Below are 24,506 nucleotides of genomic sequence, written 5' to 3' on the forward strand. Positions count from 1 at the left end.
ATGCTAGGCTTGACTCCTCGGGTTTTCCCTGACCCGCGCCTTGAGGAGCTGCGCATGGCCATTGCCTTCGAGCACAGTATCGACCTGCCGCAGTCGCCGGCTGAGGTCTTTGGCGTTCTCGACGACTACAAGAAGACACCGCTGTGGCTGAACCGCTGTGAAGGCGTCGCCAAACAGGGCACGGGTCCCAACAAGGTCGGTGACAAGCTGCGTTATGCCTATTGCGAACACGGCAAGCACGGGCTGATGGACGGGGTCATTGTGACCCAGGACCCGGACAGCCGGCTGAGCTACAAGTACTACGACAAGATGATGCAGGTCTTTGTCGATTTCCGGCTGGAGCCGGACGGAACGGGGACGCGGTTGACCCATCGCATCGAGATCACGCCGCATTCCTTCATGGCCAAGCTGATGAGCCCAATGTTCCGCATGAAGCTGCCCGGGCAGACCGTGGCCGCCATGGAAGCGTTGCGGGCGTTGCTGGCGCGGGAATCTGCAGCGGCCTGAGGGCCGGCCGCGATATCGGATGTGGTCTCAGTAGTGTGGCCGGTTTCGTGTATTTTCCGGCGGGTTTTGTGTGTTCGGCCCTTCTGCTTGCGCGTCGGCACGCCGTCTTGCATGGCCTTTGGCGGGGGTCACCGAACTGCGCCCGGCAAACGTTTCTTGGGACTTCACAGCGTCTGATACATGACCAGAAGATCGACATAGCCCTGCGCCGGATGATGGAACGCGCCGGGCAGGCGGCCGACGACGTCAAAGCCCAGACGCTGCCACAGGGCGATGGCGCGGGTGTTGGTGGCCACGACCGAATTGAATTGCATGGCGCGGAAGCCCTGGGCGCGGGCGAGGTCCAGTGAATGACGGCACATGGCCGTGGCCACGCCTTTTCCGGTCGCCTTCGGAGCGGTCATGTAGCCGCAATTGGCGACATGGTCGCCGCGTCCCTGGCGGTTGGGCGACAGGAAGTAGTGGCCCAGGATCCGACCCTCGTCTTCGGCGACGAAGACCTGGTGCGGCGGGGCGAACCAGTAATCGAGCGCTTCGTCGCGGCGCCAGGCGTCGGGCAGGGTATAGGTTTCGCCGGCGCGCAGGACCGGCTCCATGATCTGCCAGATGGCGTCGCCGTCGGCAGTAGTGGCAGGGCGAAGGATCATGCCGCCGTGTAACGGTTCACCCTGCTGCGGACAAGCCGCAGCGCGGATGGGACGCCGGCATAGATCCTAGATTTCGGGCATCGGGGACGTCGGGAACGGGGGATAACAGCGATCTCTATTTGCCGTCCTCCCTGTGGGACGGGGGCGACATCATCTCCGTTTCGCTCAGCAAACCTGGAGCGGGATGCGTTTTGATGGAATCAAAACTCATCCCGCTCTAATTTTTTGTCTTGTCGCGCAATTTTATCGGATTGCGCTTTGGCTGAAGCCCCTCTGGAAAAATAACGCAATGGTTATCGTGCCGCTGAAATACCCAGATGTGCACTGCGTGCCAGTTTTACGCGCGTCAAATGCGCACTGCGTGAAGTTTGCAGACATAGCGGCTCCAATATGAACCGTGGAAGCGAAACCGAACCCAAGCGGAAATAGTCTGCTTGGCATAGACTTTTACATTGTGCACGCCGTCACCGTTATTGCGCAACGCTGTCATCGGGTTAGGTTGACAGAGCTGCCTGAAAACAATGCGATGGTAATCCTGCCCACTAAATCAGACACCCCTGCGGGAGATCAGAATTGTCCAGGACACCGTATTGCTTTTTTGACACCCTATTACTTTTTTATTGACCCTTGACGTTGCGGAAATATTGCCATTGACGGCAATTCCTTTATTTTCAGAGGCGATGTGGTCATTTTGCGCCGCACCAAAGCTAAGGTTTGAGCGTCAAGGCTGACCGACGACTTGTTGCGTTGCAATAAAAGCCGTCGCGACCGCCCCGGGCAGAGCAGGCCGAAAGATAACGAAAAAACACAAATCCGCAGGGTAAATCATGACAAAATTCCGTTCGCTGGCGCTATTCGCCGGCACCGCACTGTTGCCGCTGGTCCTGGCTGCCGGTGCGCACGCTCAATCCTATTCGCGCCTGATCAGCTTCGGCGACAGCCTGTCTGACAATGGCAACCTGTATACGGCGACCGGCGGCACGACGCCACCCGCGCCCTACAATCGCCGTTTCACCAATGACCTGGTCTGGGCGGAGTATCTGTCGGGCACGATGCAGGGCTTCTTCACGGCGACGTCCTATACGACCGGAAACTACAACGCCGCCTTCGGGGGCGCGCGCTCTGATACAGTGGTCGCGTCACCTCCCGGCACCCCTGTTCAGATCGCGGCCTATCTGGGGAATGGTGGGACCTTCGGCGCCAATGATGTCGCCAGCATCTGGGCCGGCGCCAATGACATCTTTCAGGCCCTGCCGGGCGCGTCCTTAAACCCGTTGACCGCCAGCACGGTCATGGGCGGTGTCGCCACCACAGCGGCCGGCAATGTGACAACACAGGTCAACCAGTTGGCCACGGCGGGGGCGAAAACCATCGTCGTCATGAACCTGCCGGACCTTGGAAGAACGCCGCAATTCTCGGTCGATCCATCGGCCTCGGCACTGACCAGCCTGACAACGACCATCTTTAACTCGGCGTTGAACACGGGCCTGGGTACTGCCGCCGCGGCCCGTGCCGACACCAATATCGTCCAGGTCGATATGTATTCGGCTTTCAATGCCGTGATCAGCAATCCCGCACGCTTTGGCCTGACCGATGTCACCCGAGCCTGCGTCAATGTGACCGCCTGCGTCACCGGCAGCCAGGACGTGCGCAACGCCAACCTGTTCTGGGACGGTGTCCACCCGACCGCGGCGGGCCACAAGCTGGTCGCCGGCCTGACGGCGCAATATCTCTATTCGCCGACCCTGACGCAAGGCGTCGGCATGCTGGCCGACCAGTCCTATGAACTGCGTCGCAGCAATGCCAATGACTTGGCCGGGCGTATGGCCGGCAGCCATGGTTATTTCGTCGAAGTGGTTGGTGCGCAAGGCTCGCGTGACAAGGATATCGCGTTGCAGGGCCAGATCGGCACCACTGCCACCCTGACCAGCCAGAAGGCCTATGACTATAGCCTGGGCGGCTTCCGTGCCGGCGCCGTGGCGCCGATGGGCGAAAACACCAGCTTCGGTATCGCCGCGACGGCGCTGACAGGTGACGCCAAGGCCTTCATGGTCGAGGCACGGCCGACAGATATAAGCGTCGATGCCGGCATCACCTGGCATGGCGACAAGCTGTTCTTGTCAGCCATGGCGGGCTTCGGCCTGGGTTCCTACGGCGAATACAAGCGCGGCATGCTCGTCCAGGGTTTCGATGGCCATCGCAACCAGATCGAGAGCCAGTCCTGGTCGGGCGGCCTGCAGACCGGCTGGACCAGCGAAATGGGCGGCTGGTCAATGACGCCGCTGGCGCGGGTGTCGTACAATTCGGCGACCATGTCGGGCTTCTCGGAAATGGGCGATGTCGCCACCGTAAGGTTCGAGGACCGTACGGTTTCGGCGACCTCGGGCGCCGTCGAACTGCATACCTCGGGCAAGGTCGGCGCACTGGCGATCAATGGCCTGGTCGGTTACGAAGCCGTGCTGAGCGGAGACCAAGGCGAACTGCGTGGCAAACTGCTCAACAACACCGCCCGTGCATTTGCGACCGATATGGGCGAGGTCGGCACGCCAGGTCTGCTGGTCGGACTGGGTGTCGCGACCGATTTAGGCGGCTTCAAGGTGAGGGCACAGTACAGCGGAAACTTTGGCGATAATCAGACCGGCCAGCAGGGCATGATTTCGTTCAACAAGGCGTTTTAATCAGCGTACGCGTCAATCGTACCAGCCTCTATAAAACTAGCCGCGCCTCAGTTACATGTGGCGCGGCTTTTTATGTTTCAAACCGCAAACGTGGATGTTCAAACTCTGACCGGGAGAACTTGCGTCGGTAGTCCTTGCAGCGATTGTGCATTCAATGACCTGCCACCGAAATTCGGGTTACAATTCGCTGTTATCAGATTTTGGGATTTTCTGGCATAATGGAGCTTGACCGCAGGCCGGCGAGTTTTAGTCATGATCACAGATATCGAGGACTATTTTGCGAACGGGTGCGGTCGCTGCGCGCGTTTCGGAACCCCAGAATGCTCAACAAAGCAGTGGGCCGAAGGCTTGAGCGATCTCCGCCGCATCTGTCTCAACTCTGGACTTGTAGAGACCGTGAAGTGGGGGCATCCGTGTTATATGCATGCGGGACGCAACATTGTGATCATCGGTGCGCTTCGCGGCGACTTCCGGCTGAGCTTCTTCAACGCAGCACTCATGAAAGACCTCAACGGCCTCCTCGAAAAGCAAGGACCAAACACGCGTCACGCCGACATGATCCGCTTCACGGACAATTCTAAAGTGGCCGAAATGAAGCCCGTCATCTTGTCTTATCTGAAGGAAGCGATCGGCTACGCTGACGCGGGCATTAAGGCGCCAAAAGAGACAGGCGAAATTGAACTGCCGGTTGAATTGTTGGAGGCCCTTGATTGCGATCCCGAGCTTGCTGAGGCATTTCACAGCCTCACGCCGGGGCGGCAAAGGAGCTACGTCATCAATCTAATGTTGATCAAGTCGAGCCAGGCACGGTTAAGGCGTCTTGGAAAGCTCCGTGTGAAGATCATCGCAGGAAAAGGCGCGAACGAACGCTAAGACAACAGGCCGTACCAAGCCGCACTCTGTTGTCAGGGAGCAAACTTGAAAGAAAGGCGTAGCGCGGGGTGCAAGGGGAACAATTGTCTCTGACCCCTTATAGCCGAAAGATGCGGCGCGTTCCATAATCGAGTGCAACAGACGATGATTCCATGTCTTTGGGCAACCTTGCGGCAATGTTCATCCGTTGTGCATACAAGGCTTCAAGCGTTATGGCGGCATCGTCGGCCAGCCGGAAGAATACGGACACAGGAAAGTCTTTTAGCACCCATTTTCGAAATTCTTTGCCTTCCAGCCAGATATAGACTGGGCATGCAGTGGGGCGCTTTGCGATGAAATTTACTGCGTCATCAAGTTGACCGACGAATTTCAGAGCGACAGGCGATCCCGCCCGCTGACGATAATCCGCGGTCAGTTCCAAGACCTGCCGTTTGAAGAGGTGGCTTCGGAGAATTCTGACCATTCACGTTATTCGGTGGCGGCGCGGCGCGCATCATCCAGGTCTTTCGAGGTCCATTCCTCGTAATTATTTTCCCGCAGGGACTGGGACAGCAGGGCCTGGACGTCGGCGCGTTCGCGAGTCTGGCTGCGTTCCATGTGACGGCGCACCAGATCACGAATGAACTCGCCCGGTGACTCGTATAGTGCGCCCTTGCCGGTAATTTCGCCGACATAGGCCGCAAGGGGATCAGGTAGGGTGGTGTTGAGCCGTTTTACCAACTTCGTATCGTGGGCTTGTGACATGTGCGGGAATCTCCAGATGTAAAGGATTGTCACACAGATGCGCGCTGGATGTCAATTTGATGCGCGTTGAATGCACACTCGGTTAGGTCTTACAAAAATTATACATTCCATAACCTGTCACTAAAAGCAGGCCTGCTGGTCGGACTGGGTGTCGCGACCGATTCTGACCCATTATCGCCCTTGCTCGCGAAACTCGGAAACTCGGGTATCTAGAAAGGGTTTTGACCACGAACCTCACGAACAGACACGAACTTTATGAGGCGCTGGAAACCGCCGCGCAGCGGCAACTAACGCTAAGTGGGTCCACAGATTACACAGATTAGAGGGATTAAGACGGATTGAGCCGTCCTGACGGTGATAAGCTTGAATGGGCGTAGCGCGCTTCTTTTATGACAGGAAAGGCCGCTTCGCGGCGTCAGGACGACCCGAAAGTTCGTGTCCGCCCGAAAGTTCGTGTCTGTTCGTGAGGTTCGTGGTGAAAATTCTTCAGGTGAGCAGCGGCTTGCTCAATCAGCGCCAAAGAAGTGGCGCTTCGCTTACAAATACCGAAAATGATATCATATCACCGGGAATCTCCTTGAGGCCCAAAAAGCAGAATTGAATGACTTTTCGACGAGATCGGCATAGGATGGCCGGCATGACCGAACTGCTTGAACACGCCGTCGAAACCCTTCGCAACCTGTCGCCCGACATGCAAGACAGTCTTGCTCGCATGGTGTTGCAGGTCGTAGGCGAAGAGCAACAGGCGTACAGTTGAGCGCCGAAGAAGACGCGTCGTTTGACGAGTCTCTGGCGCAAGCCGAACGCGGCGATTTTGCCTCGGACGAACAGGTTCGCGCCATCTGGGCAAAGCACGGCTTGTGAGATTACGCTACACGAAGAAGGCTACCGAAGAGCTGGCCGAAGTTCTTGAATATATCGCACTGCGCTCGCCCCAAGGCGAACAATCTGTGAGCACCCGCGGGACAAAAAGATACGGGACAAAAAGATAGTGGGGTCAGATTCATTTACGGCAACTACAGCAACGACGTTTGACCCGCCGCAGGCCCATCACCCTCGAGATTTTTACGCGGACGCCCCCTCACCGGCCGATCGACCCGGCGCCCGAGGGCCGCTTCGATCTGCCGGCGGAACCGGTCGCTGCCCGCCACCCATCCGCGTTGTGCCGTGTCGCGCAGAACAGACATAACCTCCTCATCAATCCCTTCGTCGAAGTGTGTCCGGTATTGCACCTGACGCGCCTCCGCCGTGGGCCCGAGCTCGCGATAGACTTCGTGCGGGATGATCAACGGATCGGCATGTCCCAACGCATTGGCCGCAGCAAAGCTCGACCAGCGATAGTCGCTTGCCTCAGCAAGCATGTGCGCCCGCACAGGATTGGCCTCGATATAGCGATAACAGGCCATGACATAGTCTTGGGCATCGACGATCGTCGATTTGAACCGCCCCTCCCACAAGGTGCCGGTACGGCCGTAGGTGCGATTGATGTGCCCGACATAGCGGCGGCCCAACGACTGCATAAGCTGGCCGATAGCTTCGTCTTTCTCGGGCGTAACCAGCAGATGGATATGGTTGGTCATCAGGACGTAGGCATGCAGTGCGCAACCGTGATTTGCCAGGCCCTCGCCGAGGTCGGCCAGGAACATGCGCCGGTCGGCATCGCAGAAAAATATTGCTTGTTTATTATTGCCGCGCTGGATCACATGGTGGGCCTGCCCAGCCAGAGTCAGACGTGGTGCACGCGGCATGGGACCATCTCCAGGTTATCCCCCGATATCTGGATGAAAACGAAAGATTTGTCAATAAATGACTCTGACCCCTTTTCTTCCAAACTCAACAACAGACCCCGAAAAATCCTCAACTTCCAAACCCCTCGCGAGGTCTACAACCATTACCTGAATGCAACTCTAACCGCAGAAGCGAGTGTTGCACTTCACGTTTGACACCAGCCTTTCTCTCTTTACTGATTTGACTTAGTCGTAATCGCTATCGCAAGATTCAAGCCCTCCAGCATAATAGCTTCTGCAATAACTTCATCGCCGCTTGAATTTCGAAGAGCGATTAAGCGCGCAATGCCCCTCTGCCCCTGCAACATGGCAAATGCTACGGCATCAAGGGGCTGATTGTATTCTGAACCAATTACATAGCGCTTACTTGTATCGATACCTGCAGCTAAGAGCATTGAGACAATTTTTTCGCTTCCACCAATGATAGCAGCAAACAGCGGATTTCTCACTGACGTGCTAGTATCAAATTTGCAACCCTGATCAATGATATATTTCACAACTTCTATGTTGTTATTTGACGAAGCATAGTCAAGCGGCATTCTGCCGTCTCGGTTTTCGGATGAATTTATGTCCAGGCCCGATACCATAAGGTATTTGACAATTTCAACATTTCCGAAAGCAGCAGCGTAGTGCATCCACGTTCCGAAAGAGGGTATCTTCAACGCAGCAGCATCAGGAAACATTTCAAATAGTTCGGAGGTTCTTTGCAAATCGCGTTGAGTAATAGCAGCCGATATCAACGGATAAGGACGCAATTCGGTTTCCATAGTTACCTCCGACGTGCCAGATCACCGTGATCCGCCAGTATCTGAACAATATCCTCACGGCTAGCCCCCATTTTGCTAGCCTCTCTTAAGTCAATGACTAATGGCTTCAGATTGTCAAACGAATGTCCCTTGTTGGGCGCCCATACAAGGTTTTCTATCCCTACAATCGGATCAATATCCACAGCTCTTAAATAGCCCTGCCCCTCTTTCACCAATGCCTGCTGTTTAGCCCCAATGCCAACCTTGGAGAGGATGGGAATTTGGAATTGAATTTTGGAATTGAATTTAAGGGGTCAGTGAATTTAAGGGGTCAGAGACATTAGCCGCCGTGTTTTAGATGCAAGTAGAGTTTTGGTGAGTTTCGATGACAGGTTGTTAAATCTCTAATTGTAATTGCCTTCCTGCTGCGACATTTACGACCAAGGCCATCCGCGCTCAGACCTTCCCGACCCCGGCCAGTGTCTCCAAACGCTTGTACACAATTTCGACGCGGCCCCCGGGCCCTTTGATGTTACCGGCGATGAAATACTCAAATTCAGGGTTTGTAAGCAACCTGGCAACCTCTTCGGCCACAAAGGTCCGCACTTCCGGATCGGCGGCCAAGATTTCGTCGACGAACTGTGGCCGGCCTTCAACGATAAGCAACACATCCTCCAGGTCATGGCTGGCCAACAGGTCGCCCTTGCTGCGGCCAAGGTAGGCTTCCAGCTTGGTGGCGACAAAACAGGCCGGTGTCAGGATTTTGATGTCGAGGTCGCCCGTGAGGGGGTAGGTGACCGCGGTTTGGATTCCCTTCGCGTACTACCGGTTGCTGAACCCCGGAATTTCAGGATCGTCGGGCATGAAGTCGACCTTGAGCCCGCCAAGGCGCATGCGGCAGATGACTTCGTCCTCCTGGGATTCGGCAAAACCCTTACTGCGCAGTTCTTCCTGCAACCTTGTCCATTCCGGATATCCTGCCAGATCCACGATCAGGTCGACATCGTCGGTGAACCGAACGCCCTCGCGCGTTATCGCATTCGTAATGAAAAGCACGGTTGTAACGCCACCGACGAACACCAAACGCTGACGCAGGTCGGGGCCCAAGGCTTCCGCGACGGTTTGCAGCATCTCGATCAACTGTCTCTTGAGCGGCTTCATCGCGGCAGCAACCTTTCCTCAAGGCATTGCGCCGCCAGGCCGGCCTCACGTGGATTGCCTAAGCGGATGGCGTCGACGAGCGCCAGGTATTCATACAGGCGCTCGTCCTGCTGAGCCGCATAGGGGACGCTTTTGAACAGAGGCTCGACCGACTGCCCCATGTCATTGCCCTCGGCGGATGGCCATACGCAGATGTAGTCACCCCCGCTTATCAAGCGTTGGCGAAGCGTCGGGGCTGCAAAGGCGGTGGGCATACCGCGCGTCATGGCGCCGGGTTTGGCCGGAAATACAAATTTGAGGCCATGAACGATAAAGTTAAGAAGACTGCGGCGGTTCGGTTGGGGTCTGCCGGTCTGACGATCCCTTATGGCAAGACCCGATGCCAGGCTGCGCAGGATAGAGCCATTAATCTCGGACTTGCTGATGTTGAGAAGCGCTTGAAGGCTGCGCACCGCGTAAGCAGACTCGCCCGGGCGCGCCGGTTCAGGCGCCAGGTCTTCACGTTCCTGAAGACATATGAGCTTCAGAAGGATAACAATATCCTGACTTTTCATCGCGGGCATCCTTGTCCTCCGTCCTTGGACTGCGGACAGAAGCCACAGGTAGCGCTTGTTTGTCAATACAAAGCGCGTCGTTTCGGGACCATCCTCTGGAGCAATCCTTCATGCAGTCCCGCCATTAATTCTTCGTCATAACGCGGTTCGGTTCTCGACATCGGCGGTAAAGGGGTTAAAACCGAACGCAACTTCGTAACAGTTGAGACGGTTGCCCCATGTTCTTGTCCCGCTCCCTGAAAGCCCTGTGCCTGACGGCGTCCGTGTCCGTCGCCGCCCTTGCTGGCGTTGCTCATGCGGCCGAGCCCTTCACCTATAAAGACATGTTGATGCTGGACCGGCTCAGTGGGCTCCAGGTTGACAGTTCGGGGAAATATGCCGCCTTCCAGGTGCGCGCCACCGACATGGACAAGAACAAGGGCGTCACCTCGCTCTGGATCAAGGACCTGAGCGCGCCCGCGACGGCGGAACGCAGGCTGGCCATTTCCGAAGGCGGGGCCAGCAATCCGCAGTGGTCGGCCGATGGTAAGACGCTCTATTTCCTGTCGTCGCGGTCGGGATCGAACCAGGTGTGGAAGACCGACGCCCTGGGTGCTGTCGCGACCCAGGTGACCAGCCTGGCCTTGGACGTCCAGGCCTATCAGCCGACGCCGGATGGCACGGGCGTCGTCGTGGCCTTGGCGGTGTTTCCGGAGTGCAAGGGCGCCGAGATCGACTGCACGGTGACGAAACAGGCCGAGGTCAAGGCGCAGAAATCGACCGGCGTGGTCTACACCAAGCTGTTCGTGCGCCATTGGGATACGTGGGCCGATGGCACGCGCAACCACCTCTTCTATGTGCCGTTCGGCGGGGCCGCGGTGTCATTGACGGACGGCGTTGATGGTGATGTGCCGTCCAAGCCCTTCGGCGACGAGGCCGAATTCACCGTCTCGCCTGACAGCCAGACTGTCTATTATTCGGTGCGCATCGCCGGCAAGACCGAGCCGTGGAGCACCAATTTCGACCTGTATGCCGTGCCGCTGACGGGCGGCGAGGCGACCAATCTGACGGCGGCCAACCTGGCCTGGGATACGTCGCCGCGGCTGTCGCCCGATGGCAAGACGCTGGCCTACAAGGCGATGAAGCGGCCGGGCTTCGAGGCTGATCGGTTCGATATCGTCCTGCGTGACCTGAAGACCGGCAAGGTGACCGCGGTCGCCGGCGATTGGGACCGCAGCGTCGACGATTTGAAGTGGTCGAAGGACGGCAAGTCTTTGCTGGTCACCGCCGGTGATGTCGGCCTGGGACGGCTGTTCCGTATCGACCTCAAGTCCGGCAATGCGATGGCGATGTCGCAGGACGGCCATATCGACGGCTTTGCCGAGACCGGCGGCAGCTTTGTGTACCTCAAGAGCGCAATGAATTCGCCGTCCCAACTGTACGCCGCCAATTCCAAGGCGATGTACGTCGATATGGGGGCGCGCAACCTGACCGGGCTCAATCCCGTGCTGAAGGAACGCGCCTGGGGTGCGTATGAGCAGTTTACTTTCAAGGGCTGGAACGGCGAGACGGTGCACGGCTATGTCGTCAAGCCGGCCAATTACGAAGAAGGCAAGACCTATCCGGTGGCCTTCCTGATCCATGGCGGGCCGCAGGGATCGTTCGGCGATTCCTGGTCCTACCGCTGGAATCCGCAGACCTATGCCGGCGAAGGCTTTGCGGTCGTGATGATCGATTTCCACGGCTCGACCGGCTACGGTCAGGCGTTCACGGACTCGATCTCGCAGCATTGGGGCGACCGGCCGTTGGAGGACCTGCAAAAGGGCTGGGCGCACGCCCTGTCGACCTACACATTCCTGGACGGCGACCGCGCCTGTGCGCTGGGGGCATCCTATGGCGGCTATATGGTCAACTGGATCGCCGGCAACTGGAAAGAACCCTGGAAGTGCCTGGTCAACCATAACGGCATCTTCGACACCCGCACCATGGCGCAGGAGACCGAGGAACTGTGGTTCTCGGAGTGGGAAAACGGCGGCATGCCCTATGGCAATATGGCCAGGATGGATGAATTCAATCCGGCGCTGCACGCCCATAAGTGGTCGGTGCCGCATCTGGTCGTCCATTCCGACAAGGACTACCGCGTCGTTCCGGGCCAGGGGATTGCCACCTTCACCGCCTTGCAGCGCCAGGGCATCGAGTCGGCCTTTTTGCGCTTCCCGGATGAGAATCACTGGGTGTTGAAGCCGCAGAATTCGATGAAGTGGCACGCTACCGTGTTTGACTGGCTCAAGACCCATACGGCGGAAACCAGGTAGTGCTGTCGCGACGCCTCGTCCTGGCCGGCCTGACCGTTTTGCCATTGGCGGGGTGCGATCGGCAGACGGCGAAAGACCTTGCCGCGGGCGTCGATTTTGCCGCCGCCATGCTGGAGATCACCCAGCGCCATGGCGGCCGCATCGGGGTGTCGGCCGTCGATACCGACAGCGGGGCGCGGCTGTCGGTGTCGTCGCAGGACCGCTTTGCCATGATGTCGGTGTTCAAATGGATCCTGGCGGCGGCGGTGCTGGCGCGGGTCGATGCGGGCGAGCTGAAGCTGGACCAGGTCGTGCGGTATGGCGCCAAGGACCTGATCGCCTGGTCGCCGGTGACCGAGAAAAAGGTCAAGGACGGTAAGATCGCCGTGGGTGAGCTATGTGCGGCGACGGTGTCGAAGAGCGACAATACCGCCGCCAACCTGCTGCTGCCGCTGGTCGGTGGGCCGGACGGGCTGACGAAATGGATCCGCTCGCTGGGGGACGAGGTCACGCGTTGCGACCGCAAGGAGCCGGAGTTGAATGCCAACACTGACGGCGACCTGCGCGACACGACGACGCCGCAAGCCATGACGCAACTGCTGCAGATCGTGTTCACTGGCGTGGCGCTGGAACCGGAGAGCATCAAGCAGATGCGCGCGTGGATGGTGGCGACGACGACCGGCGACAAGCGTATCCGTGCCGGCGTGCCGTCGGGCTGGACCGTCGCCAACAAGACCGGCACGGCCAATGGCGCGGTCAATGATGTCGCGGTGATCTGGCCGAAGCGTGACAAGACCGAGGGGCCGATCTTCCTGTCGATCTTCACGACGGGTGGGGCGTTGGAGGCGGACGCCAAGGAGCAGGTTGTGGCCGATATCGCGCGGTTGGTGTGTGAGGTGTTTGCCTGAGCTTGACAGACTCGGGGGTTCCGGCTTTGTCGGGGCCATGAAACAGTCAATCTCCCTGGCCGATGTGCTCGGCGAAATCAGCGTCCTGGTCCGGCCGCATTTCGGCAAGGGCCAGACGGCGCATTACATCCCGCAACTGGCGGCGGTGGATCCGCGCAAGTTCGGCATGGCGATCGTGACGGTGCGTGGCGAGGAATATGTTACCGGCGATGCCGATGAGCCTTTCTCCGCCCAGAGCATCACCAAGCTGTTCGCCCTGGGGCTGGCGCTGAACCGGATCGGTGACGAGGTGTGGACGCGGGTCGGCAAGGAGCCGTCGGGGACGCCGTTCAACTATCTGTCGCAGCTGGAGCACGAGCAGGGCGTGCCGCGTAATCCGTTCATCAATCCGGGTGCCCTGGCGGTGACCGACATCCTGCTCGATACGGTGCGCGAACCGTACAGACTGGTGCGCGACTTTATGGGGATGCTGGCGACCGAGCCCTTGACGATCGACGACGAAGTGGCTGGCGGGGAGATCGCGACGGCGCACAAGAACCGCGCCATCGCCAATCTGATGCGCGAATTCGGCACGATCCAGCATGATCCGGAAACGGTCATCGACGCCTATTGCCGCCAGTGCGCCATTACGGTGACCTGCCGGCAACTGGCACGAGCGGCCTTGCCACTGGCGGCTGGCGGGTTCTCGCCGGTGGTCGAGGAGACAGTGTTCCCGCAACGCCTGACGCGGCGGTTGAACGCGCTGCTGCTGACCTGCGGGATCTATGACTCGGTGGGGTCGTTTGCCTATCGCGTGGGGCTGCCGGCCAAGAGCGGCGTCGGCGGGGGAATTGTGGCGATTGTTCCCGGCCAGGCGGCGGTGGCGGTGTGGTCGCCGGAACTGGACCGGTTTGGCACCTCGGTGGTCGGCGCCTATGCCCTGGAGCATTTCAGCCAGTTGACCAATTGTTCGGTGTTGTGAATTACCGCTGGTGGTAAAAATTGCTACTTTTTTGGCATGCCCGATACAACCAGACCCAAAGTCGAAAAGATCAGCATTGCCCTGACCCAGGATATGGCGGCGATGGTGCGTGACGCCGTTGACAGCGGCGAGTTTGCGTCTTCCAGCGAGGTTGTCCGCGACGCGCTGGGAGACTGGAAAAGCAAACGTATGGAACGTGAGCTGAAACTGGCGGAACTGCGACAGTTGGTGGCCGAGGGCCATGCCAGCGGCTACGTCGAATGGACGGGCGCGGATGAATTTCTGGCGAGGGCGCGGGAAAAGGCTGGGTTGCCTCCGCGAGATTCCGATTGAGCAACTTATCCTCCCCCGCAAACGGGGGAGGATAAGTTAACCCTTACACCAAGGGCTGTTGCCGCCGGTGGCGTAGACTTTCGCGCCCGGCCAGCTACCCGTACAAGCGCGCTTATCAGAGCCAGGTTCATGACCACTACCTCCGTCGGGGAGCGTAAACCGCAAAGCATGGAGCGGCCAATTACAAGGCGTTAATCCCTGCGTGGTAAGGTCCTCCGCATCGAAATCGGAGAAACCGACCATGACCGCCAGCCTTGCCGCCCTTGCCGCCGAACTGACCCAAGGCGCTGAAATCACCGCTGAGGATGTCCTGGCCCTGCGCCGCCTGGTCTGGCACGATGGTGGCGTCAATAGCGAAGAAGCCGATACCCTGATGGCGCTGAACGCAGCCTGTCCCCTGCGCGCAATCGAATGGGTCGACTACTTCGTCGAGGTCATGTGTGACTACGTCGTCCATCAGCAGCAGCCCGCCGGCTATGTCGATGAGGCCAAGGCGCAGTGGCTGATGCAAGCGATCGATCGCGACGGCAAGGTCGATTCCCTGGCCGAACTGGAACTTCTGGTGAAGGTGCTGGAAACCGCCAACGCCGTGCCGCAAACGCTGAAAACCTATGCTCTGAAGCAGATCGAGGCCGCCATCCTGACGGGCGAGGGGCCGACCCGCAAGACCGGCCTGGTGGTCGGCAATGGGTTGCTGGACAAGGGTGCCATCTACGATACCGAGGTCGAGCTGCTGCGCCGGGTCATCTACGCCCAGGTCGGCGATGGCACCTATGTCGTGTCACGCGACGAAGCCGAGTTGCTGTTTCGTCTGAAGGACGCCAATCTGAACGCCGGCCACAGCGCGCAGTGGCCCGACCTGTTCGTCAAGGCGATCGCCAACCACATGATGGCCCACGCCGCCTACCAGCCGTTGACGCGCGAAGAGCAGCAGAACCTCGACGCCTATGCCGCCGATACCAGCGTCAGTGTCCTGCGGTTCGCCAGCCGGGTGTTCGGCCGCCGCGCGCCCGATGCCCGCCTGTCGAAGACGGTGCTGGACAATAGCGTCAGCGATGACGCTGCGGTCATCGCCGATTCGGTGGTGACGCAGGGCGAACGAAGCTGGCTGGACGCCCGGATCGATGCCGATGGCGCGCAGGACGTGCTGGAAACCCAGCTTATGAACTTTATCCGCCGCGAGCAGCTGGCGCCGTCGCGTTATTCGGCCTGAAGATTGAGCGCCTGGCGGTAGATCTCGATCGCCGCCAGCTTGGCATGGAAGGTTGACCAGTCATCCCGCCCGGCGATATCGGCCCAGATGGCTTCGATCTCATCGATCAGCAGGGTTTCCGGATCGGGTTCTGCGAACCGCGGGTGGTCGAGTTTTGACGGATCGGCGGCGTCATAGGCGTCGAGCGCCGCGCGAAACGCTGTGAAGGCGTCCCCCTGATAGTGTTGGCCGCGCGGACCCGCCATGGCGCGGCGTTGGCTTATTTTTCCGCCGAACCAGTCGTAGAACAGGCCCTCGAAACTGCCGTCGAAGGCCAGGGTTTGCAGCAGCGGGAACAGGGCTGTCAGCAGGGGCGAATTGTCATCGCGCGGGGCGATGTTCAGTCGGGCGCAGACGGCCAGAGCGAATTCACGGTCGTAACGCTCCGGGCAGGTGTTGAAGGCGGCAACAAGGGCTTCGCTGTCGCTGATCAGGGTGAGGCTGCGGCCCAACTGGCCCAGGTTCCACAGGACAGTATCCGGCTGGCGGCCATAGGCATAAAGCCCGGCGTGATCGAAATAGGCGGCGGTAAAGCCCGGCTGATACCACGGCAGGAAGCGGTAGGGGCCGTAGTCGAAGCTCTCTCCGGTCATGCTCATATTGTCGGTATTGAGCACGCCGTGGACGAAGCCGGCCGCCATCCAGCGCGCCGATAGTCTGGCGCTGGCGGACACGACCGCGTCGAACAGGCCAGCCACGTCCCTGGCGTCCGGGTGGTAGTTGGCAAGGATGAAATCGCACAGGCCGCGCATGGTGTCGGCATCGTCCAGCCAGGCCAGGCGCTCAAAGGTACCGAAGCGCAGGTGCGCGTGCGACAGCCGCACCAGGACCGACGACCGGGTGGGAGAGGGTTCGTCGCCGCGATGAAGCGCTTCGCCGGTTTCGACCAGGGAAAACGACTTCGACGTCGGCACGCCCAGGGCTTCGAGCATGGCGGTGGCCAGAACTTCGCGGACGCCGCCTTTCAGCGTCAGGCGGCCATCGCCGCCGCGCGACCACGGCGTCTGGCCCGAGCCCTTGGTCCCGAGGTCGAGCAGGCGGCCCTTGTCGTCGCGCAACTGGGCGAAGAGGAAGCCGCGGCCGTCGCCAAGGTCAGGGTTATAGTGGCGGAACTGGTGACCGTGATAGCGCAGGGCCAGGGGCTCGGACTGGTTGGCGGGCAGGGGGGCGAAGCGGCCAAAGTGGTCGATCCACGCGCTATCGGTTAGAGTTTCCAGCCCGACAGACTGTGCCGCCCGGTTGTTGCGGTAGCGCAGGATGACTTGCGGGAAGTCGGCGGCCTTGACCGGATCGTAAAGCGGCAGACGAGATTGCGCCAGGCGCGGGTCGGGGAGGTAATCGGACATGGCGCGCAGATAGGGGTTTTTGGGTGTTTGTGCCAGTCCGATCAATGAAAGTTGCTTTCGGCTTTTGGAACCGTCTCAGCCAACGATAAGGGTGACACATCGGGACCAAGAGGCCCCCTCCGTCTCGACGCGCTATAGCCCTTGGCTTTCGCTTGCTCAGCACCTCCCCATCGCAGGGATGGGGAGGAGAAAAAAGAACATGTGCTATAACCGCAGATTAATCGCATTGCGGAGCGAACTTCCTTTCGCAGGTGCGAAAGATAATCCCACCGCGCTTTAGTGTTTCTTCGCAAATTCGGTTCTCGGCCGCCCAAATCGAAGCGAAACAACCGTCAGGCCTCTCATGCTGAGAGGCTTTTGTGACGTCCCATGCGCCGGACAACTATCTGAACAATAGCGATCTGATGGAGGCGAACATTCAGGTGGCCCCGGGTGACGTCGAGATTTTGCCGATGATCCATCCGAAGCATCAGGGTGTGCCTGAGGCGTCAGTAGCTAAGGGCCGCGACGTGTAAAGGTATGGTCCACAGATCAGCCAGATTAGCCAGATGAACAGCGCGTGCGGCAAAGCTCGGCGTTTACCTGGCACCGCGCGAAGCGCAGCTTTTAACCGGTCCAACCCGTTGGCCTTGGCCGGTTTTTCCTTTTCTTCTTCGCGTCTTCGCGCCTTCGCGTGAAACATTGCGTAGGTTCGGACGCCCAGCGACAGTGGATGAAGGCCTTCAAGAGGTCTCACGCGAAGACGCGAAGACGCGAAGGGAAGGCGGCCGGAGTTGGTGCGTAAACGCCGTTCATCTGGCTTATCTGGCTGATCTGTGGACAACCCCTTTGGGTAGGTGCCGCATCACGGAAATGATAACGGATGCACGGCCTGGCGGTTAGTGAAATCCCGCCTTGAGCCAGGCGACCCGCTGCATGGCTTCGGTTTCGGCGGTATCGGCGCTGTCATAAATGCCGACATCAAAGCCGATTTTGCTCCATTCACCGTCTTGACGCCATTGGAGGGCATAGCTGAAAGCGCCGTCCGCCCGCCGGAGGATCAAGACACGCTCATTCCCGCCGGGCTTATCCAGGATTTTTAGTACCTTACGGTTGTCCATCGTCTCCCGCCAGACCTCGACCGGATTTAGACCCACAATCAGCGACAGCGCCAGCGCCAAACCGATGAGAAATACCGCCCACGACGCCAGCCCGGGCGCGATTTCCGATCGCTGCCGCCGTGGTCATGCCCTTGACCGAGCCGCCTTGGCCCTTGACCAGGACCCCGGCGCCCAGGCAGACCAGCCCCATGGTGCGGATGCCGGCCGGCCGCGCAGGTCGCGGTTGGCGCCGATGATCATGCCGACCACTGTGGCCGCCAGCAGGCGAAGGGTGATGTCGAAATCGTCGGGTGTCATGCGCTACGACTGTCAGGACACGGACAAGGGGTCAAGATGCTCCCTGTAAGCGGATTCCGCAACAGCTATGCCTTCCTCTTGGACTGTCGTGCCCCCGCAAGCATCGCAAAGATTGTCGTCAAACGTGGTGCTGAGAACCCACTCTTGGGTTTCGATATCCCATTCGGCGTAGGCGTCCTTTAGAATTCGATCAGAGCCACAATCCGCGCAGATAATCCTGATCGCCATTTGGCAGTCCTCATGCTGAATGAACTCACCTGAATGCAGATATCTGCAGTTTGTGGGAAGAGGGCGCTATCGTTTGGTCAACGATGGTTTAAGCGTTTAAGAGGAATACAGAGACATTCTTTCGCACCCGCGAAAAATAATGCGGGTGCGGGGGTGGTCTTTCGCCACAGATTCGGTTATAACCCGCGCAAATCCAAGCGAAACAACCGTCCGGCCTCTCATGCTGAGAGGCTTTTGTGCGTCTAAAGGCCTCTTATGAACCTGCGAAATATCGCCATCATCGCCCACGTTGACCACGGCAAAACCACCCTGGTCGACCAACTCCTGGCCCAGTCGGGGGTCTTCCGCGCCAACGAAGCGACCGTTGAACGCGCCATGGACTCCAATGACCAGGAACGCGAGCGCGGCATCACCATCCTGGCCAAGTGCACCTCCGTCCTGTGGCACGGCAAGGCCGGCGACACCCGCATCAACATCATCGACACCCCGGGCCACGCCGACTTCGGCGGCGAAGTCGAACGCATCTTAGGCATGGTTGACGGCTGCGTCATCCTGATCGACGCCGAAGAAGGCGTCATGCCGCAGACCAAGTTCGTGCTGGGCAAGGCGCTGAAGCTGGGCCTGCGTCCGATCCTGTGCATCAACAAGGTCGACCGTCCCCACGCCGATCCGGACCGCGTCCACAACGACGCCTTCGACCTGTTCGCCATCATGGGCGCGACCGAAGAGCAACTCGACTTTCCGCACATCTACGCTTCGGGCAAGAACGGCTGGGCGACGATGGACATGAATGTGCCCAACGACACCCTGGCGCCATTGTTCGACCTGATCGTCGAGCACGTGCCGGCCCCCAGGGTGGTCGAAAAGGCCGCCGAACCCTTCCAGATGCTGGCTGTCCTCATCGAATCCGATCCGTTCCTGGGCCGCCTTCTGACCGGCCGTATCGAGTCGGGCAAGGCCGTCCCTGGCCTGGCCATCAAGGCCCTGGACCGTAACGGCGTGGAGATCGAACGTGGCCGTATCACCAAGGTGCTGGCCTTCCGCGGGCTGAAGCGCCAGCCGGTCGAAGAGGGTGCCGAAGCCGGTGACATCGTTGCCATCGCCGGCCTCAGCAAGGCCACCGTCGCCGACACCCTGTGCGACATGTCGCTGACGACCGCCCTGCCGGCCCAGCCGATTGATCCGCCGACCATCTCGATGACCGTGTCGGTCAATGATTCGCCCCTGGCCGGCCGTGAAGGCACCAAGGTTCAGTCGCGCATCATCCGCGAGCGCCTGTTCAAGGAAGCCGAATCGAACGTCGCCATCAAGGTCACCGAGACCGAGGAAAAGGACGCTTTCGAAGTCGCCGGCCGCGGGGAACTGCAACTGGGCGTGCTGATCGAAAACATGCGCCGCGAAGGTTTCGAAGTCGCCATTTCGCGTCCGCGCGTGGTGTTCAAGAACGATCCGGAAACCGGTGAAAAGCTGGAGCCGATCGAAGACGTCATGATCGATGTCGACGATGACTATACCGGCATCGTTATTGAAAAGCTGTCGGCGCGCAAGGCCGAGCTGAAGGACATGGGCCCCTCGGGCGCCGGCAAGACCCGCATCATCCTGAAGTCGCCGTCGCGGTCGCTGATCGGTTACCAGGGCGAGTTCCTGACCGACACGCGTGGTTCGGGCGTGCTGAACCGCGTGTTCTCGCACTATGAGAGCTACAAGGGCGTGATCGACCAGAACCGCAAGGGCGTGCTGGTGTCCAATGGCGACGGCGAAACCTCGGCGTTTGCGCTGTGGAAGCTGGAAGAACGCGGCACCATGTTCGTCGGCGGCAACGAAAAGACCTATATGGGCATGATCATCGGCGAGAATTCGCGTTCGGACGATCTGGACGTCAACCCGATGAAGACCAAGCAACTGACCAATATCCGCGCTTCGGGCACGGACGAAGCGATTCGTCTGACGCCGCCGCGCCGTCCGACCCTGGAACAGGCGATTGCCTATATCGAGGACGATGAGCTAGTCGAAGTGACGCCGAAGTCGATCCGTCTGCGCAAGAAGACGCTGAACCCGAGTTTCCGCAAGAAGCGGGTCAAGGAAGACGCATAAGATTGAAAGAACGGCTCCGGAGACGGGGCCGTTTTTGTTTGTAAACCTCCCGGTTCTTTTGCCTGCCGGCGAGGCCGGGGAGAGGTTAGGCGCGGGGCGGCGAGCCTGAGGGGCGGGGCGACTTCAGAGTACTCCGGCTCCTACAAGCCCCTCACCCGATCGCGTTCACTTCGTTCCGCTCTCGTCCTCTCCCCGCCGGCGGGGAGAGGTAAAATAGGGCCTTTTTTGTTTGGCTGCAGGTCGCCGGGAATATGTTGTCGAACCCGGCCTGACCGGATAGGTTCCACCCATGCAAGCCTTCAAATTCATCTGGCCCTATTCGCTGGGCGCCATGCCGTTTATCGGTCTGTTTATCTACCAGATCGCTGTCGTGTGGCCGACGCGGCCCGGGCAACCGGATCTCACCCACACCATTCCCATGTATGTCGGCGACCGAGATATATTCGTCTCCAATATGGACCTGATCCTGATGATGGGCAGTTGGGGGATTGGCGCCATTATCGTGCTCATCGGCTATCGCCGTGTGCGCCAGCAGATGCGGGGGCGGTAGATGGTGCTCTCCAGGGAAGACCGGGAACGCGAAGAGCGGCTGGAGATGCTGTATGACGCGCTTGAAGCGCATGGCGGCATTGGACTTTCGGAACTGGACGGATTTGTCGCGGCCCTATGCGTCATGCCGCTCCTTCCGCACAAGGATTGGATTTCCTATGTTCTCGGGGCGCCGGAAGCGGACCCGGCGGCGCGTCTGGTGCTGGAAAGCCTGGTCATGGTTCATTCCTCGGCCACGTTCCAGGAACTCGGGTACAGAAGTTATGTCCCGCAGTTCATGCAGGAGCACGACGAGATCTTGTGGCAGGAGTGGGCCGTGGGTTTCGGCAATGCGGCGGCTTATCACCCGACCTTTATCGACGAGGTTGTGAGCGGTCCGGACGAAGAAGCGGTCGCGGCCTTGAACCTGATTCTGGCCCTGGCCGGATTGGTCGTAAACGAGGATGAGTTTCGTAAGGATATCGGTAAACCCGACGAACTGATGGCTGAAGCGCCGACCCATTTGATCAGGTCTGTTTATGCGCTGTTCGAGAGCCGCTACGGAGAGCGCCTGATACCCCGCCGGGCGGTCAAGATAGGGCGCAATGATCCGTGTCCCTGCGGTTCCGGCAAGAAGTACAAAAAGTGCTGCGGGGTGCCTGCGTAGCCGTCATACGAATATATCCAGCACCAGCACGCTGATCAGGCCAGCTATGCCGACGGCGCCTTCCATCAGGGTCCAGGACTTGAGCGTGTCCTTGATGCTGAGGCCGAAATAGGCCTTGAACATCCAGAAGCCCGAATCGTTGACGTGGCTGAACATCAGGCTGCCGGCACCGATCGCCAGGACCATCAGGTTGGGATCGACGCCCGATACCGCGACCAGCGGCGCCACCAGGCCGGCGGCGGTCAGGCCGGCGACCGTCGCCGAACCCAGCGCCACGCGGATGATACCGGCGATCAGCCAGCCCAGGACCAGGGGCGGGACGGGCAGGGTGCGCAAGCTTTCACCCAGTTGCGCGCTGACGCCACTGTCGATGAAGACCTGCTTGAGGGCACCGGCGCCGGCGATAATCAGCAGAATGGGGGCGATTTCGCGAATCGCCGAGGCTGACGACTCCATGAGGGCCTGGAAACTTTGGCCGCGGGCGATGCCGACGGTAAAAACGGCAACCAGCAGGGCGATCAGCAGAACCAGGATCGGGTGGCTGAGGAAATCGACCAGGGGCTTGTGCTCGGGCGGCACGGTGCCCGAGAAGCTGAAAGCCGTCGCGCCGGCCAGCAGCGCCACAGGCAGCAGGGCAGTGGCGAAGCTGTTGAAGGCGCCTGGCAGCTCGTGGTCTTCCCTGGGCGGGGAGACGAACAGGTCGGGCGGGTTGCCTTGGATGTTCTTGACCCGCATGGCGAACAGCGGACCAGCGACCATCAGGGTCGGGATACCGACGATCAGGCCGTAGATAAGGGTCAGGCCCATATCGGCGCCGAACATCGGCACGATGGCGGTGGGCGAGGGGTGGGGCGGCAAGAATCCGTGCGCGATGGACAGGCCGGCCATCAGAGGGATGGCGATATAGACCACGCCCTTCCCCGACTGGCGCACCAGCGAGAAGATCAGCGGCACCATCAGTACGAAGCCGACATTGTAAAAGAGCGGAATGCCGACGATGAAGCCGGTCAGGCTCAGCGCGATCGGCATACGCGAGGCGCCGAACAGCCGGACCAGGACCTTAGCGATCTTTTGCGCCGCGCCGGAATCGGCGATGACCTTGCCGAACACCGCGCCCAGGGCCAGCAGGACGGCCAGCGAGCCCAGCATGTCGCCTATGCCTTTTTCGACCGATTTGGGGATGGCGCCCAACGGCATGCCCAGCATCAGGGCGGCAGCGATGGCGGCAATGACGAAGGCCAGCAGGGGCTGCATCTTGCCCCAGGCGATCATGACGACCAGGCCGATAACGGCTATGGCAACAGCGGTTAGCGCCCAGGCGGGATCGCCTGTGGACATAATCGACATGTGTATCCTCTCGCAGATGCCGGTCTCATGCCGGACTTGTTAACGCCAACCGTAAGCGAGAACAGGACGTTGGGCAATCCGAACAATTTTGTTCCGTTTTGAGGTGAGAACATATTGCGAACAGAGAACAAACGGTGTACGACTTATCCTCAGGTGAATTTGGAACAGATCGCCCCGCGCAGGGGAATCGTGACATAGGGAAGGCCAATCATGTCGCAACCGGCTTTGAAACTCGTGACCAAGAACGAATCCGAAAAACAACGTGCCCTCGAGGCCGCCCTGGCGCAGATCGATCGCGCCTTCGGCAAGGGCTCGGTGATGAGGCTCGGCGCCGGCGGCAAGATCGCCGAAGTCGAAAGCATTTCGACGGGTTCGCTGGGGCTGGATATCGCCCTGGGGATCGGTGGCCTTCCCAAAGGCCGCGTCATCGAAATCTATGGTCCGGAATCGTCCGGTAAGACGACCCTGGCGCTGCATACGGTGGCCGAGATTCAGAAGGCTGGTGGTACCGCCGCCTTCGTCGATGCCGAACACGCGCTGGATCCGACCTATGCCGGCAAGCTTGGCGTCAATCTGGAGGAGCTGCTGGTCTCGCAGCCCGACAACGGCGAACAGGCTCTGGAAATCACCGATACCCTGGTTCGTTCCGGCGCCGTCGACATCGTCGTCGTCGACTCGGTCGCGGCCCTGACGCCGCGCGCCGAAATCGAAGGCGACATGGGCGACAGCCTGCCGGGCCTGCAAGCCCGTCTGATGTCGCAGGCCCTGCGCAAGCTGACCGGCTCGATCTCCAAGTCGAAGTGCATCGTTATCTTTATCAACCAGATCCGCATGAAGATCGGCGTCATGTATGGCTCGCCGGAAACCACGACCGGCGGTAACGCACTGAAATTCTATGCCTCGGTTCGCCTGGATATCCGCAGCATCGGCAAGATCAAGGTGCGCGACGAAATCATCGGCAACAACGTCAAGGTCAAGGTCGTCAAGAACAAGGTGGCGCCGCCGTTCCGCGAAGTCGAGTTCGACATCCTGTACGGTCAGGGCATCTCCAAGCTGGGCGAGATCATCGATATGGGCGTCAAGGCCAGCATTATCGAGAAGGCGGGCTCGTGGTTCTCGTACAATTCGACCCGTATCGGCCAGGGCCGTGAAAACGCCCGCGACTTCCTCAAGGCCAATCCGGAGATGACCGCCGAAATCGAAAAGGCCATTCGCAGCAAGACCGACAAGCTGTCGGAAGAACTGCTGGGTACGCCGGAACTCGACGCCGACGAGGGCGACGAGTCGTTGTAATCAAACCGGATGATTTGGGGTGTTTGCCCCACAAACCCGATCCCCCAAATCATCCGAAAGGCGCCCTCTCACCACAGGGCGCCTTTTTTGTATCTCAGCCGCTCACGCGCTAATACCAACCCACTTTGACTTTGACATTCTTTCCGCAAAGGGGCCCCCTCCGTCTCGAGCCTCGCCGGCAG

25 protein-coding genes are annotated in these 24,506 nt (G+C 59.7%); 13 read left to right on the plus strand and 12 right to left on the minus strand.

Annotation, left to right across the window (positions count from 1 at the left end):
• The first annotated feature begins 54 nt into the window (after positions 1-54).
• Positions 55-507 carry an SRPBCC family protein gene (locus tag ABAC402_RS31255; protein WP_023449728.1) on the plus strand — a complete coding sequence of 151 codons (453 nt, stop codon included), beginning with the start codon at positions 55-57 and terminating at the stop codon, positions 505-507.
• Positions 508-671: 164 nt separating this feature from the next.
• On the opposite strand, the gene ABAC402_RS31260 is transcribed toward ABAC402_RS31255, so the two are convergent.
• On the minus strand, positions 672-1,154 hold the full coding sequence (locus tag ABAC402_RS31260; protein WP_023449729.1) for a GNAT family N-acetyltransferase: 483 nt from the start codon (positions 1,152-1,154) through the stop codon (positions 672-674).
• 827 nt (positions 1,155-1,981) lie between these two features.
• On the opposite strand from ABAC402_RS31260, the gene ABAC402_RS31265 reads away from it, so the two are divergent.
• Both ABAC402_RS31265 and ABAC402_RS0120235 read left to right on the plus strand, forming a co-directional pair.
• Positions 1,982-3,832, plus strand: coding sequence for an SGNH/GDSL hydrolase family protein (locus ABAC402_RS31265; RefSeq protein ID WP_023449730.1), 1,851 nt, complete (start codon positions 1,982-1,984; stop codon positions 3,830-3,832).
• A gap of 252 nt (positions 3,833-4,084) precedes the next feature.
• On the plus strand, positions 4,085-4,705 hold the full coding sequence (locus ABAC402_RS0120235) for a YdeI family protein (RefSeq protein ID WP_031235627.1): 621 nt from the start codon (positions 4,085-4,087) through the stop codon (positions 4,703-4,705).
• 97 nt (positions 4,706-4,802) lie between these two features.
• Here ABAC402_RS0120235 and ABAC402_RS31270 read toward each other — a convergent pair whose 3' ends face one another.
• The 7 genes from ABAC402_RS31270 to ABAC402_RS31295 all read right to left on the minus strand — a co-directional run bounded on the left by ABAC402_RS31270 (position 4,803) and on the right by ABAC402_RS31295 (position 9,697).
• Positions 4,803-5,126: a hypothetical protein gene (locus tag ABAC402_RS31270; RefSeq protein WP_155847384.1), complete on the minus strand. Its 324-nt coding sequence runs from the start codon at positions 5,124-5,126 to the stop codon at positions 4,803-4,805.
• Between the two features lie 47 nt (positions 5,127-5,173).
• Positions 5,174-5,449, minus strand: a complete 276-nt coding sequence (locus ABAC402_RS31275; protein WP_023449733.1) for a hypothetical protein — start codon at positions 5,447-5,449, stop codon at positions 5,174-5,176.
• Between the two features lie 1,016 nt (positions 5,450-6,465).
• Positions 6,466-7,197, minus strand: a complete 732-nt coding sequence (locus ABAC402_RS31285) for a transposase (RefSeq protein ID WP_023449736.1) — start codon at positions 7,195-7,197, stop codon at positions 6,466-6,468.
• 212 nt (positions 7,198-7,409) lie between these two features.
• Positions 7,410-8,003 carry an ankyrin repeat domain-containing protein gene (locus ABAC402_RS0120245; RefSeq protein ID WP_082179940.1) on the minus strand — a complete coding sequence of 198 codons (594 nt, stop codon included), beginning with the start codon at positions 8,001-8,003 and terminating at the stop codon, positions 7,410-7,412.
• A 435-nt stretch (positions 8,004-8,438) separates the two neighbouring features.
• Entirely contained in the window at positions 8,439-8,675 is a 237-nt protein-coding gene (locus ABAC402_RS40685; RefSeq protein WP_023449738.1) for a hypothetical protein, read from the minus strand.
• A 129-nt stretch (positions 8,676-8,804) separates the two neighbouring features.
• The gene (locus ABAC402_RS40690) at positions 8,805-9,143 is read right to left on the minus strand and encodes a hypothetical protein (RefSeq protein ID WP_023449739.1); all 339 of its coding nucleotides are present in this window, start codon (positions 9,141-9,143) and stop codon (positions 8,805-8,807) included.
• Positions 9,140-9,697 (minus strand): hypothetical protein, encoded by a 558-nt coding sequence (locus ABAC402_RS31295; RefSeq protein ID WP_023449740.1) that lies wholly within the window; start codon positions 9,695-9,697, stop codon positions 9,140-9,142. The genes ABAC402_RS40690 and ABAC402_RS31295 overlap by 4 nt, the downstream gene beginning before the upstream one ends.
• Before the next feature lie 218 nt (positions 9,698-9,915).
• Here ABAC402_RS31295 and ABAC402_RS31300 point away from each other — a divergent pair, with 218 nt between their 5' ends.
• From ABAC402_RS31300 to ABAC402_RS31320, 5 genes are all read left to right on the plus strand, one after another.
• Positions 9,916-11,991, plus strand: a complete 2,076-nt coding sequence (locus tag ABAC402_RS31300; protein WP_023449741.1) for a S9 family peptidase — start codon at positions 9,916-9,918, stop codon at positions 11,989-11,991.
• The gene (gene bla / locus ABAC402_RS31305) at positions 11,991-12,878 is read left to right on the plus strand and encodes a class A beta-lactamase (protein WP_023449742.1); all 888 of its coding nucleotides are present in this window, start codon (positions 11,991-11,993) and stop codon (positions 12,876-12,878) included. The genes ABAC402_RS31300 and bla overlap by 1 nt, the downstream gene beginning before the upstream one ends.
• Positions 12,879-12,915: 37 nt before the next feature.
• Positions 12,916-13,839 carry a glutaminase gene (locus ABAC402_RS31310; RefSeq protein ID WP_023449743.1) on the plus strand — a complete coding sequence of 308 codons (924 nt, stop codon included), beginning with the start codon at positions 12,916-12,918 and terminating at the stop codon, positions 13,837-13,839.
• A gap of 36 nt (positions 13,840-13,875) precedes the next feature.
• Complete coding sequence (locus ABAC402_RS31315; RefSeq protein ID WP_023449744.1) at positions 13,876-14,172, plus strand: type II toxin-antitoxin system ParD family antitoxin; 297 nt, start codon at positions 13,876-13,878, stop codon at positions 14,170-14,172.
• A gap of 241 nt (positions 14,173-14,413) precedes the next feature.
• Positions 14,414-15,385 carry a hypothetical protein gene (locus tag ABAC402_RS31320; protein WP_023449745.1) on the plus strand — a complete coding sequence of 324 codons (972 nt, stop codon included), beginning with the start codon at positions 14,414-14,416 and terminating at the stop codon, positions 15,383-15,385.
• Here the strand turns inward: ABAC402_RS31320 and ABAC402_RS31325 are convergent.
• The gene (locus ABAC402_RS31325; RefSeq protein WP_040409949.1) at positions 15,373-16,770 is read right to left on the minus strand and encodes a protein adenylyltransferase SelO family protein; all 1,398 of its coding nucleotides are present in this window, start codon (positions 16,768-16,770) and stop codon (positions 15,373-15,375) included. The genes ABAC402_RS31320 and ABAC402_RS31325 overlap by 13 nt on opposite strands.
• Positions 16,771-17,129: 359 nt before the next feature.
• Here ABAC402_RS31325 and ABAC402_RS40225 point away from each other — a divergent pair, with 359 nt between their 5' ends.
• Positions 17,130-17,285 (plus strand): hypothetical protein, encoded by a 156-nt coding sequence (locus ABAC402_RS40225; protein ID WP_023449747.1) that lies wholly within the window; start codon positions 17,130-17,132, stop codon positions 17,283-17,285.
• Positions 17,286-17,648: 363 nt separating this feature from the next.
• On the opposite strand, the gene ABAC402_RS31330 is transcribed toward ABAC402_RS40225, so the two are convergent.
• Together ABAC402_RS31330 and ABAC402_RS40230 are read right to left on the minus strand one after the other, a co-directional pair.
• Positions 17,649-17,930 carry a hypothetical protein gene (locus ABAC402_RS31330; RefSeq protein WP_023449748.1) on the minus strand — a complete coding sequence of 94 codons (282 nt, stop codon included), beginning with the start codon at positions 17,928-17,930 and terminating at the stop codon, positions 17,649-17,651.
• Between the two features lie 63 nt (positions 17,931-17,993).
• Positions 17,994-18,167: a hypothetical protein gene (locus ABAC402_RS40230; protein ID WP_023449749.1), complete on the minus strand. Its 174-nt coding sequence runs from the start codon at positions 18,165-18,167 to the stop codon at positions 17,994-17,996.
• 483 nt (positions 18,168-18,650) lie between these two features.
• On the opposite strand from ABAC402_RS40230, the gene typA reads away from it, so the two are divergent.
• The 3 genes from typA to ABAC402_RS40880 all read left to right on the plus strand — a co-directional run bounded on the left by typA (position 18,651) and on the right by ABAC402_RS40880 (position 21,684).
• The gene (gene typA, locus ABAC402_RS31345) at positions 18,651-20,489 is read left to right on the plus strand and encodes a translational GTPase TypA (protein ID WP_023449751.1); all 1,839 of its coding nucleotides are present in this window, start codon (positions 18,651-18,653) and stop codon (positions 20,487-20,489) included.
• A gap of 289 nt (positions 20,490-20,778) precedes the next feature.
• A complete protein-coding gene (locus ABAC402_RS31350; protein ID WP_023449752.1) occupies positions 20,779-21,039 on the plus strand; it encodes a hypothetical protein in 261 nt (86 codons plus the stop codon).
• Entirely contained in the window at positions 21,040-21,684 is a 645-nt protein-coding gene (locus tag ABAC402_RS40880) for a UPF0149 family protein (RefSeq protein ID WP_023449753.1), read from the plus strand. It begins immediately after the preceding gene.
• A gap of 3 nt (positions 21,685-21,687) precedes the next feature.
• On the opposite strand, the gene ABAC402_RS31360 is transcribed toward ABAC402_RS40880, so the two are convergent.
• Positions 21,688-23,031: a gluconate:H+ symporter gene (locus ABAC402_RS31360; protein ID WP_023449754.1), complete on the minus strand. Its 1,344-nt coding sequence runs from the start codon at positions 23,029-23,031 to the stop codon at positions 21,688-21,690.
• 207 nt (positions 23,032-23,238) lie between these two features.
• Here ABAC402_RS31360 and recA point away from each other — a divergent pair, with 207 nt between their 5' ends.
• Positions 23,239-24,324 (plus strand): recombinase RecA, encoded by a 1,086-nt coding sequence (gene recA, locus ABAC402_RS31365; protein WP_031235633.1) that lies wholly within the window; start codon positions 23,239-23,241, stop codon positions 24,322-24,324.
• The last annotated feature ends 182 nt before the right edge of the window (positions 24,325-24,506 follow it).

Source organism: Asticcacaulis sp. AC402 (assembly GCF_000495835.1).
Lineage (GTDB): Bacteria > Pseudomonadota > Alphaproteobacteria > Caulobacterales > Caulobacteraceae > Asticcacaulis.